Here is a 12,268-nt window from a genome sequence, read left to right on the forward strand (position 1 = left end):
GTTGCCGAAACGGAGGAGGCGCTGGAACACCGCCAGACGACTCCTTGTCCTAGGGGCATCTATATGCCCCTCTCACCGGATCGTCTCAAGTATTGGTCGAAATAAAATTTCGCGCGCGTGAAATATTATGATGCAGCGCAGCATGGTCGGGCCGCCCGTTACTGGCGGATATCGATGTCTGGAAGGCATGGCCCGAAGAGCAGGCATGCCCCTATGCACTTGGAAAGCCGCGATGTCACCCCAAGATGGCGCGTTTACGCCACGGCTGGGGGTGAGGGCCGGCGCCGAGGCAAGATCTCAGTCGGCGGCGGCCAGGATCACGCGCTGGCCCAGGTCCGACCCTTCCGGCAGTGCGCCGACGATCGCCAGCGTGCCATCCGCCTCGCGCCGGGCGACGACGACGGCCAGGCCATCATTGTCGGTGGCGACGGCCAGCGGATCGAGCGCGGTGGCGCATTTCATCGTGTCGCGGGCGGTCTGGCGCTTGTCGGGGCGGGCGGGCATGTCCGCCCGGCGGGCGGCACGCTCGTCGCGGACCAGGGCCTTGAGGCCACCATCATAACCGGCCAGATAAGCGGCGAAGCTGCCGACCGGCAGGCTGGCGGTCGCGGCATGATCGAGCGCGGTCGCATATTCGGTGATGCGCGTCTTGTCATAGGTGGCGCCGAAGACCAGCTTGATGACGGCGGTCATCGGGCTGCGCGCCTGCGCCTTGATGCCATAATCTTCGAGCAGTTCGGCATATTCCTCGGCCGAACGGCGGGTCACCAGCGCGAAATCATAGGCAAGGCCGATCGCGCGATAGAGGGCGGCATGGCTGCGCGCCTCGCTGGTACGGGCCTTTTCCGCGCCTTCGCGGGCGAGCGCCAGCCAGTCGGCGAGCGGCGCATCCTCGGTCGGCATCTCCATGCCGGCCAGGTCCAGCACGTCGTCATCCTCGTCCGCGCCCGGACCATCGGCCCAGATCGGCGCATCGCTGCGCGCCGAGGGATTGTGCAGCAAATTGGTGTCGACCTCGCGCTCGATCGCGACCGACAAAGCGTGGCTGGCCATTTCCTTCCAGTTGATCACGCCGAACACGAAGTCGATCGAATCGCCCTGCGCGGAAAAGGGCATCAGGATGCCGCGATAGAGAATCTCGCGGCCGCGCTGGTTGATGAACTCCGCCTCGAATCCGATCGGCGCGGCATTGGCGATGATCTGGAGATAATGATCGGTCAGGCGCGACAGCAGCGAACGGGCCGGAACATCGGCGATATGGCCGATCGGCCCCTCGATCTCGCATTCCTGACGCAAGGCCGTGCCGAGATAGACGATTGCGGGATTCTCGATGCCGGCGGTGAAATCGAGCAGCACGCTATAGGGGCCGAAATCGTCCATCTGATCGGGCGAAAGATCCTCGATCAGGGGCAGGGCGCGATCGCCCAGCAGCGACGCCCAATAATTATAGGCGCGCACCTGCATGCGCCGTTCCTCATATCCCACGGCGAGCGGACGGTCGATCGCGGCATCACCGGGATATTCGAAATCGTCCTGGTCGTTGGCGACGTCATGCCCCCGCAGAATGTCCATCCGGTCGGTCCTTGGAACAGAGAATAAGCGACTTTGCGCAAGGCTGTGCCATGGGGATGGTAAACATGCCGTAAATTCGCGCGCAAAAGCGGATGGATGGCGCGCAATATCGGTCGATCGTGCGACGAGGACGGGGCAGGGGGCAAGAAAGTGCATTTGGGCGCTTGTCCAATCGCCCGACCGCTGTTATCTGCCCGCGCCAGTGCCGCTTTAGCTCAGTTGGTAGAGCATCGCATTCGTAATGCGAGGGTCACGTGTTCGAGTCACGTAAGCGGCACCAGTACCTCTTCCCAAAACGTCCAAAAACGTTGATTTTCTGCGGGTTCCGAGAGATTCTGTCTTTCTCGGTGGTCTCGCTTTGTTCCAAGAAATGCCCCCAGATTTCGTTAATTTGGGGGCAGAGCTGGGGGCACTGCGGTGGGAAAAAGAGGAATGCCCCCAAATGGCTCTCAAAGCCGCAGAAATCCGTGCTTTTCCGGCACTCGTCTCAGCTTATCGCAAAACGGACGAAAAAGGTCTCTATCTTGAAATTCGCCCCAATGGCGCGAAGCGATGGTTTTTCAAATATCGCGTCCTAGGAAGCGAGAAGCGCCTTACGCTCGGAGACTGGCCTGAAGTTTCGCTAGTCCAGGCGCGCGAACTGCGGGACGAGGCGCGGCGAGCTGTGAGAGAGGGAGGCGACCCGCTTCATGAGCGCAAGCGGGAAAAGACGATGGCAAGGCTTGCGGCCGGGAACAGCTTCCAGTCGGTCGCCGAAGATTTCATTGAGGTGAAATTCGTGGGCGGACAAAAGGCAGCCGCAACAATTGAGAAGGCACGCTGGTACCTCTCTCATTTAACTGGTCCGATCGGTGGGCGTCCAGTCAGCGAAATCGAGCCAGCCGAACTGATGGTCGTTTTGAAGAAGATCGAGAAGGCCGGTAAACGGGAGACAGCGGTTCGCACGCGCGCCTTCGCCAGCCGTGTGTTTCGTCACGGTGTCGCGATGTCTCTTTGCAAATCGGATCCGGCTGCATTGCTGGGCGACGCTTTGATGTCACCGATCGTCACGCATAGAGCTGCCATATTGGATCCGCGCAAGCTTGGCGCGCTGTTACGCGCAATTGACGATTATGGCGGTAGGGAGAGCGTCAAGATCGCGATGCAACTTTTACCTCATGTCTTTGTGCGGCCAGGCGAGTTGCGCCTCGCCAAATGGCAGGAGATCGACTGGGACGAGAAAATATGGCGCATTCCCGCAGAGCGCACAAAGCTCCGTCGTCCACATAGTGTACCTCTGTCGGTACAATCGCTTGCGCTCTTCAATGAATTGCGGCGCCACACCGGATGGATGGACTGGATGTTCCCTGGGGAGCGGAGCCATTTCAAACCGATGTGCGAGAATGCGATCAATACTGCCTTTCGTAGAATGGGGTTCGATCGGGAGACCGTGACGGCCCATGGCTTCAGAGCAACGGCTAGCACGCTGCTAAACGAGAGCGGGAAGTGGCATCCAGACGCGATCGAACGCGCATTGGCGCACGGGCACAGCAATGCTGTGCGTGGCGCCTACGCAAGGGGACAGCATTGGGATGAGCGGGTCCAGATGGCGCAGTGGTGGAGTGACTATTTAGAGGAGCATAAGGAAGGGGCGCCGGTCGTGCCTCTGGTCGTTAAGAAAGGCAGACGGTGATCATCGTACCCCTTTTTGCATTGTTTCCGAGGGTGAAGATCCGAGGAATGATCTCTTTGATCTGATGAGCGAATTGCTTCCTGTCCGGGTCGCGCTGAGCAAATGGCTGATGCTGCCGACTTCCGAACGTCGGTTTACCGGTGGGTACGCGGCGATAGCGGCCGGCTCTCTTTTGAGCAATCGACAAGTTTTCGGGCGAAGATAGCTGTCTGTCGCTTATCGACCAGCTACTAATGGTCAGATGGACTTCACGCCGCCCAAGGCTTAGATTTTGGAAATGGCGAATGAACTGGACAGCATCGTGGTTCGGGTGGACTGTCCAAAGTGCGGTAAGAAACTCAGCGTCTCTTATCGGACTATGCGGCTTCAGAAGTCTGTGGGGTGCTCTTGTGGTGCCGCAATTCGGCTCGCGAACGAGACGTCCATTGCGGACATTCAGCGCCTAATATATCGGCAAAACCCGCCTGTGGCAGATAATGACTGAGGGCGGAGTTTGTTGTGCGTGAGGTCCTTGCGGCGGACCTTCAGCAACTCACGTTGCCTATTGATCCAAGTGCCCGTATTGGGCGCAAATTCGCCAACTGAAGCGGAAGTTCGGCAAACCCGACGCGGTTCAGGTTAAGACGAAATCCGCACGCCGCTGAAATGAGCTAATGTGCCAGGACCGATCCAAAGTGCCACGCCTCCCTTAGCTTCGGCACCGTGCTTGAGGTCGTTCACAATCAATGTCGGCTGCAAGGTGCCGTCAACATGTAAGCGGGCGGAAGAGCCTGCTACAACAATCCGCACGTGCGTCCATCGACCGGCTTCGAGATCTACATAAGTTTCGTACTTACCAGGTGTCTCGGCGCGTAATCTCTCCCAAGGATATTCGGGGTGAGAAATATACTGGACGGCGTGGTTGATCTGCCCCCCGCTGAGTGGCCCAGAGACTATGATAGTCTGGACCGCGAAAGGGACATTGAATGCCGAGCAAGAAGCACAAGCCGGAAGAGATCATCGGCAAGCTGCGTGAAGTTGAGATTGTGCTGGCGCAGGGGGCTTCGACCGCCGAAGCCTGCCGTCGGATCGGGGTCAGCGAGCAGACCTATTATCGCTGGCGCAAGGAATATGGCGGGCTGAAGACCGACCAGGCACGGCGGATGAAGGATCTGGAGAAGGAAAACCAACGGCTGCGCCGGGCGATCTCGGACCTGACGCTGGACAAGCTGATATTGCAGGAAGCTGCACGGGGAAACTTCTGAGCCCCGCGCGGCGACGGCGCTGCATCGATCATATACGACGGGATCTGCCAGTCCGGCTATCCGAGCGACGGATATGCCGGGTTCTGGGGCAGCATCGATCGACACAGCGTAAAGTGCCGCGTGGGGCGGATGACGAACAGGCGCTGACGGAGGACATCATCGCCTTGGCAAAGCAATATGGTCGTTACGGCTACCGCCGGGTCACGGCGTTGCTGCGCCATGCGGGGTGGACGGTGAACCATAAACGGGTCGAGCGGATATGGCGGCGCGAAGGGCTCAAGGTGCCGCAGCGCCAGCCCAAACGCGGGCGTCTATGGCTCAACGACGGATCATGCATCCGCCTGCGGCCTGAGTATCCTGGGCATGTGTGGGCCTACGACTTCGTCGAGGGGCGCACGCATGACGGCCGCAAGTTCCGCATCCTGACGATCATCGACGAGGCCAGCAGGGAATGTCTGGCGCTTATCGTTGCGCGACAGCTCAAACATGAGGATGTGCTGGCGGCCTTGGCGGACCTGTTCATCTCGCGCGGCCCGCCTGCACATATACGGTCAGATAATGGCGCCGAATTTATCGCCAATGCCGTCCAGCAATGGCTGCGGCAGATCGGCGTGAAGACGCTCTACATCGCGCCGGGATCGCCATGGGAGAATGGCTATAATGAAAGCTTCAATGGGTCGCTGCGCGACGAACTGCTCAATGGTGAAATCTTCTACAGCCTCGCCGAGGCCAGGGTGCTGATCGAAGCCTGGCGGCGGCATTACAACACCGTCCGCCCGCACAGCAGTCTTGGCTATCGGCCACCGGCACCAGAAACGGCGACACCGCCATATCCGGCCTCCGGTTCCGCTTCGCTCCACCTCCGTCCGGATATGGCGGCGATGAGCTTAATGCACTAACAAACCAATCGGTCCACTCGGTGGGGGCAGATCAATACCACCTGTCCAGCCTGACGGGTCAGGCACAACAGCAGGTCGAACTCGCGCCGGCTGCAATCGAGCGGCTTCCCCTCGATCTGCGCCGTCCGGGCACGAATGTCGATCGTCAGCGATCCCAGCGACAGGCGCTCGGTATCGCGGCCTTCGCGACGCCGAACCATGACCGCCAGCCGCGCCAGCAATTCCTCGAAGGAAAAAGGCTTGGTCAGATAATCATCGGCGCCGCAGCGAAACCCCTCCAGCTTCTCGTCCAGGCTGGCGCGCGCGGTCAGCATACAGATCGGCAGATCGACACCGTCCTGCCGCACCTCACGGCACAGGTCGGCCCCGTCCATGTCGGGCAGGCCAAGATCCAGGATCGCGGCATGGAACAGGCCGGATGCCAGTCGTGGACGGGCCCGCCGTCCCGATGTCTGCCATTCCACCATATAGCCTTCGGCCATCAATCCGCGATGGACGAAGCGGCCGATGCCCGGATCATCTTCCACCAGCAGGATGTTCATGACACCACCGGCAAGGTCAGCGACACGCACAGGCCCTCCCTCATACGGTGATTGGCAGCATCCAGATGGCCGCCATGCCGCTCCGCGATCCATCGCGCGAGCGCAAGCCCGAGCCCGGTGCCGCCCCGGCTGCGTCCGACATCAGCCTGGAAATAGGGATCGAAAATCCTGGCCAGATCGGCCTCCGCTACGCCCGGACCATCGTCCCTGATCGCGATGCGCGCGCGATCGCCGTCCGATCGCATATCCAGCCGGATCATGCCCTCGGGCGGCGAGAATTTTATGCCATTATCGATGATGGCAACGAGGGCCTGGCGCAATCGATCAGGATCGCCAACGATCGGCACCGCATCGCTTGCCGCTTCAAGTTGAAGCCCGATACCACTTGATCGGGCGAAGGGGGCCACCATGGCATGGGCCTCGCGCAGCACGAGGGCAAGGTCGATCGGCCGGGGCGCGACCGACAAGGCGCCGTCTTCCGCCTGGGCCAGCGCCAGCAGGTCGTCCAGCCGCCGATGGAGGAACTGGCCGCTGTCGACGATATGGACCAGCGCGTCCTCCAGTGCAGCGCGATTCTCCGGCCGGCGCAGCGCCACTTCTGCTTCACCGCGCATCACGGTGACGGGCGTGCGCAGTTCATGGCTGACCTTGGACAGGAACAGCCGACGCCGGCCATCGATATCGCGTAGCCATTGATTGGCCTGTTCCAGGGCCGTCGTGCGGGTGGCCACCTGCGTCTCGATCGCTTCCGCCATATCGTTGAACTGGGCGGCCAGATGCTGTAGTTCGTGCAGCCCCTGCAGCCGAACGCGTGCAGGGCCCCGTTCTGCCCTGAGCCTGTCTGTGCCATCGATGAGCGCAGCGATGGGCGCCACGATGCCGCGCCACAGCAGCCAGCCGGTTGCGCCACACAGCAGCAGGATGAAAAGCGCCACGCTGCCGATCAGCCGGCCGCTCCAGCGCTGCGCCTGCGCGATCGATTGCGCGGCCTCCCGCGCCTCCCCCTGTTCCCGGACGGCGATGTCATGCGACAGAGCGCGTGCCGCCCTCCATCCCGCCCGATCGGAATTGCCTATGATCCCGGCGAGTTCTAGCGCCCTTGCCCATTCATGGGTTTGCTGGGCCTGACTTTCCGCGTCGGTTTCGATCAGGTGCCGTTCGTTTTCAATACTGCCCAGATAGGCTCGCATGCCGACTGCAATGGCCTGATCCATGGCAACATGCTGTGACCGATCGGCCAGTTGCCGGGCGACGATGTCCGCCTCCAGCCGGGTAACCAGCAGCGCCTGATGCTGGGCCATTTCGATCCGCGAAAGCAACCGAGCGGCGAGCCTGTGATGCCAGATAGATGTCGCGATCAACACAGCGAGCGACAATATCAGCGCCAATGCGCCCGCGACCATCGCCTTCCTGAAGCTCACCGGCACCTCCCCGATGCGCTGTCATCCGCACCTGCATGGATGCCGAACATAATGGGCCAGGCCGCGCGGTTGGATCATACTTTGGTCCAATAAGGTTTCCGACCCAAACTGGCCGTTCAAGGGGCGATTTTTGATCCCCATGAGCAGACGGTCAGGTTTTCCGCTCCAACCACGCGTCAAGCCAATCTCGGAATGCCAGCTTCCATTTCGCAATTGGTCCCAAGCTGCCCTTAAGCCTGACGATTGAAGCATCGGGAGTTATCGATGGCTTGTTGACTGGTTTGATTGCATCGGATAATTACGATGCATGAACACCAGCGATGCACTCTTGATACTCTCCGCTCTCGGCCATCCTACGCGGCTCGATGCGTTCCGCCTGTTGATCCGACATGAGCCTGATGGCCTGTCGACCGGCGAATTGGTGGATGCATCGGGATTGACCCAGAGCACGTTTTCAACGCATCTGGCCGTGATGGTGAAGGCCGGCCTAGTGCTTTCCGAGAAGCGTGGCCGCCAACAAATTCAGCGCGCCAACCTCGATGCGCTGCGCGGACTGATGATCTATCTGGCCAAGGATTGCTGCCAGGGGCGCGCCGAACTGTGCGAGCCGCTGCTGGCCGAACTGACCTGCTGCTGAAGAGGCGATAATGACCGATATCGTGATCTACCATAACCCGCTTTGCGGGACCTCTCGTAATGCCCTGGCCATGATCCGCAATGCGGGCATCGAGCCCCACATTGTCGAATATCTGAAGACGCCGCCAAGCCGTGCGCGGCTGGTTGAGCTCATCGAGCGGGCCGGCATTACTCCGCGCGCTCTGCTGCGCGAGAAGGGAACGCCTTATGCCGAACTGGGCCTCGGCGACGAGACCTTGACGGACGAGGCATTGGTCGACGCGATGATGGAGCATCCGATCCTCATCAATCGGCCGCTCGTCGTGTCGCCGCTGGGCGTGAAGCTCTGCCGCCCGTCCGAAGAAGTGTTGGATTTGCTGCCGACCGAGCAGCGCAGCACGTTCGTCAAGGAAGACGGCGAAGTTGTGGAAGCGACCCGGCGATGACCCTTTCGGTTCGCAGCGCAACGATCGGCGATGCTGAGGCCATTGCCGCCATCTATGCGCATCATGTCCTGAATGGCACGGCGACCTACGAGGTGGTGCCACCGACCGAGGCCGAGACCGTAGAGAAGATACGAATGGTGAGCGAACGGGGCTGGCCGTTCCTTGTTGTCTGTGATGGATCAGCGGTAGTGGGCTACGCTTACGCCACGCAGTTCCGCGATCGACCAGCTTATGCCTATGCCTGCGAGAACAGCATCTACGTGGCGCACGACCGGTGCGGCGGCGGCATCGGCAAACTGTTGCTCAAAGCGTTGCTGCAGGCAGCTGAAGCCTATGGCTTTCGGCAGATGGTCGCCGTTATCGGCGGCGGCGAACCTGGCTCGGTAGCGCTACACGAAGCCTGCGGGTTCGAGCATGTCGGCCGCCTGACCGGCATGGGCTGGAAGGCCGGGCGTTGGCTCGACACGGTTTACATGCAGGTCGCCTTGGGTGGCGGCACCACGACCGTGCCTGTCGCTTCCTGGAAGGACTGAGGCCATGTCACTGTTCGAGCGCTATCTCTCGCTGTGGGTGGCTCTGTGCATCGTGATCGGGATCGGTCTCGGCCATTTGCTCCCCGGCGCCTTCGAGGCAATCGCAGCGTTGGAGATCGCTAACGTCAACCTCGTGGTGGCGGGCCTGATCTGGCTGATGATAATCCCCATGCTGCTGCGGGTCGATTTCGGCGCGCTCCATAGCCTTAGGCAGCACTGGCGCGGCATTGGCGTTACCCTTGTGGTGAACTGGGCGATCAAGCCATTCTCGATGGCGCTGCTCGGCACCTTCTTCCTCGGCCATCTGTTCGCACCGATGCTGCCTGAAGGTGCATCGTCGTCCTACATTGCCGGGTTGATCCTGTTGGCTGCAGCGCCTTGCACCGCGATGGTCTTCGTCTGGTCCAACCTCGTCGACGGCGAACCGAACTACACCTTGAGCCAGGTCGCGCTCAACGACCTGATCATGGTCTTTGCCTTCGCGCCGCTGGTGGCTCTGCTGCTGGGTGTGGCATCGATCATCGTCCCGTGGAACACGCTGGCGCTATCGGTGGGGCTCTACATCGTCGTCCCGGTGGTCATCTCGCAACTACTCCGTCGAGCCCTCCTTCGCGGCGGTGAGAAGCGGCTCCAGCATTTCCTGTCCGCCATCGGCCCGATCAGCCTTGCCAGCTTGCTGCTGACGCTGGTGCTGCTGTTCGGCTTTCAGGGCGAGCAGATCATCCGACAGCCACTCGTGATCGTGTTGATTGCCGTGCCGATCCTGTTTCAGGTCTATCTTAATGCCAGCATCGCCTACTGGCTCAGCCGCCGCTTTGGCGTGGCATGGTGCGTCGCCGGCCCTTCGGCGTTGATCGGTGCCTCCAACTTCTTCGAACTGGCTGTGGCCGCCGCCATCAGCCTCTTTGGCCTCAGTTCCGGCGCCGCGCTGGCGACGGTCGTGGGCGTGCTGGTCGAAGTACCGGTGATGCTGTCGATCGTCGCCTTGTTGAAGCGGACCCGCCGTTGGTACGAGAAAGGGATTTCCGCATGAGACTGCGCGAGCTCGCCACCCCCGATCATCTTCCTGCTATGGACAAGGCTTTCGCGTTGGCTCGTCCCGCCGCTGGCCTTGGCCCGGACCAACCGCCCCCGCGCATTATGCTGCTCTACGGCTCGCTGCGGGAACGCTCGTTTTCACGCCTAGCCGTGGAAGAGGCGGCGCGCCTGCTTCAATTCTTCGGCGCCGAGACCCGCATTTTTGATCCCAGTGACCTGCCGCTGCCCGATCAGATAGCGGGAGACGACCACCCGGCAGTGCACGAACTGCGCGAGCACGCACTGTGGTCGGAAGGCATGGTCTGGTGCAGCCCCGAGCGGCATGGTCAGATCACCGGCATCATGAAGACGCAGATCGACCATCTGCCGCTGCAAATGCGCGGGATGAGGCCGACGCAGGGACGAACCCTTGCTGTCATGCAAGTGTCCGGGGGCTCGCAATCCTTCAACGCCGTCAATTCGCTGCGCTTGCTAGGCCGCTGGATGCGGATGTTCACGATCCCCAATCAGTCGTCGGTGGCGATGGCGTACAAGGAGTTCGGTGAGGACGGTCGCATGCGGGCATCAAGCTATTATGATCGCATTGTCGACGTAATGGAGGAACTGGTGCGCTTCACTGTCTTGATGCGTCCGCATGCCGGTCAGCTGGTCGACCGCTATTCCGAACGCAAGGAGGCTGGGCTTCCGGTTGATAACGCAGCGGACCACTCCGCAATCGCAATCATGCCTCAATCCTGATTTTCGCCCTGATGATCGAATGACCGGTTCTGGATCGGAGCCTGACGAACATGAATGACTGGGATGGGCGGTGGGTTCAACGGGTGGCGGCAACACAAGCTTGGAAACGCTCTGCGGGCGTTTGATATTCGAGCGTTTTCCTTGGCCGTTCGTTGAGTTGCCGTGCAACGGCACTCAGCTTGGCCTGGCTGTATAGCGACAGATCAGTTCCTCTGGGGAAATATTGTCGCAGCAGGCGGTTGGTGTTTTCGTTGGAGCCACGCTGCCAAGGCGATTGGGGGTCGCAGAAATAGACTTCGACATCGGTAGCCAGTGAGAGGCGCGGATGATCGGCCAGTTCCTTGCCGCGATCCCAGGTGAGCGACTTGTAGAGTTCGCGCGGCAGGCGCTGCGTCTGCCTGATCAGCGCCGACACGACGCTCCTGGTGTCCTTGTTGGCGACCTTGACCAGCATCACATAGCGCGAATGCCGTTCGACCAGCGTGGCGATGTAGCTGTTCTTCGTGCCGCCGATCAGATCGCCTTCCCAGTGGCCGGGAATGGCGCGATCCTCGACCGAGGCGGGACGCTCGCTAATCGACACGGCATCCTTGATCTGTCCGAGGCCATTGCGCTTGAGGCTGGCGTGCCGCGACCTGCGGATGGTGCGCCGGGCGCGCAGATGCTCCAGCAGTTCTTTCTTCAGAACCCCGCGTGCCTGTATGTACAGGCTTCTGTAGATGGTCTCGTGCGACACCTGCCTATGGGGCTCCTTGGGAAAGCTGCGCCTGAGCCACCCCGCAATCTGTTCCGGTGACCATTTGCGGCGCAGCTTGGCCGATACTGCCTGTGCCAGTGACGGCGAGCAAGCCAGCTTGCAGGGCTTGGGCCGCAAGGCACGGTCCCATGCCGCCTGATCGGACGCCGTCGCCCGATATCGTGCAACACCGCCATTACGCCTGACTTCGCGACTGATCGTCGAGGGCGAGCGACCCAGTCGCCGTGCTATCGCACGCAACGGTTCGCTGACGCTCAGGCCCCGCGATATCTCCTCCCGCTCGGCAAGGCTCAGCGCACGACTGCCACGCTTGCGATCGGCGGGCCGGATGCCGCCGGTCGGCGAAATCACCGAAAATACCGACGATGACGCTCGATCAAACCTGCGCCCGATCGAACTCATCGATTCCCCGCGCTGCCAACGATCCCATATCTCCGCTCGCTGGCTCGCCGTGTAATAGATCCGACGACGCTGCTTCATCGCGACACTCCATCTTCCTCAAAAGATTAAAGTGTTGCCGCCACCCGTTGAACCCACCGCGCATCTCGGCTGTTGACCCTTTGTCGACATCAGGCGTCAATTCCGCATGCCCAGGCGCGGATTGTCCGGTAACCGACAGGTCGCAATCAATTCGAGTCGTTCTGCGGGTAAAGTTTGAGCGTATGCCTGCGACGACGGCGGCCATTCGCAAGCAATCTTGGCATGAGACCATCGAGCGTCAGGGGGCAACAGTTTCATTCCTGTTTTCGAGCGGATGATGGCCGAGCATCCCAACTTCGGACGAGTTCGAT

The 12,268-nt window shown here is 61.0% G+C and carries 11 protein-coding genes and 1 tRNA gene; 8 read left to right on the plus strand and 4 right to left on the minus strand.

Translation table 11 applies throughout. The features are described from left to right. Positions 1–297: 297 nt before the first annotated feature. Entirely contained in the window at positions 298–1,572 is a 1,275-nt protein-coding gene (locus U0025_RS00715) for a PAS domain-containing protein (protein ID WP_004210509.1), read from the minus strand. Between the two features lie 204 nt (positions 1,573–1,776). Between U0025_RS00715 and U0025_RS00720 the strand changes: the two genes are divergently transcribed. From U0025_RS00720 to U0025_RS00730, 3 genes are all read left to right on the plus strand, one after another. Next, positions 1,777–1,852, plus strand: a tRNA-Thr gene (locus U0025_RS00720). A gap of 162 nt (positions 1,853–2,014) precedes the next feature. Then, entirely contained in the window at positions 2,015–3,244 is a 1,230-nt protein-coding gene (locus U0025_RS00725; protein WP_004210511.1) for a tyrosine-type recombinase/integrase, read from the plus strand. Between the two features lie 965 nt (positions 3,245–4,209). Continuing rightward, positions 4,210–5,387 (plus strand): IS3 family transposase gene (locus tag U0025_RS00730; RefSeq protein ID WP_086012819.1). Its coding sequence is split into 2 segments (ribosomal slippage): positions 4,210–4,474 and positions 4,474–5,387, totalling 1,179 coding nucleotides; the frame shifts between segments, so codons are not numbered across the junction. Here the strand turns inward: U0025_RS00730 and U0025_RS00735 are convergent. Together U0025_RS00735 and U0025_RS00740 are read right to left on the minus strand one after the other, a co-directional pair. Beyond that, positions 5,384–5,959 (minus strand): response regulator transcription factor, encoded by a 576-nt coding sequence (locus U0025_RS00735; protein ID WP_004210513.1) that lies wholly within the window; start codon positions 5,957–5,959, stop codon positions 5,384–5,386. The two genes, U0025_RS00730 and U0025_RS00735, sit on opposite strands and share 4 nt — an antisense overlap. Further along, a complete protein-coding gene (locus U0025_RS00740) occupies positions 5,926–7,350 on the minus strand; it encodes a sensor histidine kinase (RefSeq protein ID WP_004210515.1) in 1,425 nt (474 codons plus the stop codon). The genes U0025_RS00735 and U0025_RS00740 overlap by 34 nt, the downstream gene beginning before the upstream one ends. Before the next feature lie 307 nt (positions 7,351–7,657). Here U0025_RS00740 and U0025_RS00745 point away from each other — a divergent pair, with 307 nt between their 5' ends. The 5 genes from U0025_RS00745 to arsH are packed head-to-tail and all read left to right on the plus strand — an operon-like array spanning position 7,658 to position 10,720. Then, positions 7,658–7,987 (plus strand): ArsR/SmtB family transcription factor, encoded by a 330-nt coding sequence (locus tag U0025_RS00745; RefSeq protein ID WP_004210516.1) that lies wholly within the window; start codon positions 7,658–7,660, stop codon positions 7,985–7,987. Between the two features lie 10 nt (positions 7,988–7,997). Continuing rightward, complete coding sequence (arsC, locus tag U0025_RS00750; RefSeq protein WP_004210518.1) at positions 7,998–8,411, plus strand: arsenate reductase (glutaredoxin); 414 nt, start codon at positions 7,998–8,000, stop codon at positions 8,409–8,411. Further along, the gene (locus U0025_RS00755) at positions 8,408–8,944 is read left to right on the plus strand and encodes a GNAT family N-acetyltransferase (protein ID WP_004210519.1); all 537 of its coding nucleotides are present in this window, start codon (positions 8,408–8,410) and stop codon (positions 8,942–8,944) included. The genes arsC and U0025_RS00755 overlap by 4 nt, the downstream gene beginning before the upstream one ends. Before the next feature lie 4 nt (positions 8,945–8,948). Beyond that, positions 8,949–9,977, plus strand: coding sequence for an ACR3 family arsenite efflux transporter (gene arsB / locus U0025_RS00760; RefSeq protein ID WP_004210521.1), 1,029 nt, complete (start codon positions 8,949–8,951; stop codon positions 9,975–9,977). Continuing rightward, a complete protein-coding gene (arsH, locus tag U0025_RS00765) occupies positions 9,974–10,720 on the plus strand; it encodes an arsenical resistance protein ArsH (protein WP_004210524.1) in 747 nt (248 codons plus the stop codon). The genes arsB and arsH overlap by 4 nt, the downstream gene beginning before the upstream one ends. A gap of 76 nt (positions 10,721–10,796) precedes the next feature. On the opposite strand, the gene U0025_RS00770 is transcribed toward arsH, so the two are convergent. Further along, positions 10,797–11,957 carry an IS30 family transposase gene (locus tag U0025_RS00770; protein WP_004210526.1) on the minus strand — a complete coding sequence of 387 codons (1,161 nt, stop codon included), beginning with the start codon at positions 11,955–11,957 and terminating at the stop codon, positions 10,797–10,799. Positions 11,958–12,268: the final 311 nt, after the last annotated feature.

This window comes from Sphingobium yanoikuyae (genome assembly GCF_034424525.1).
In the GTDB taxonomy this organism is placed as follows: domain Bacteria; phylum Pseudomonadota; class Alphaproteobacteria; order Sphingomonadales; family Sphingomonadaceae; genus Sphingobium; species Sphingobium yanoikuyae.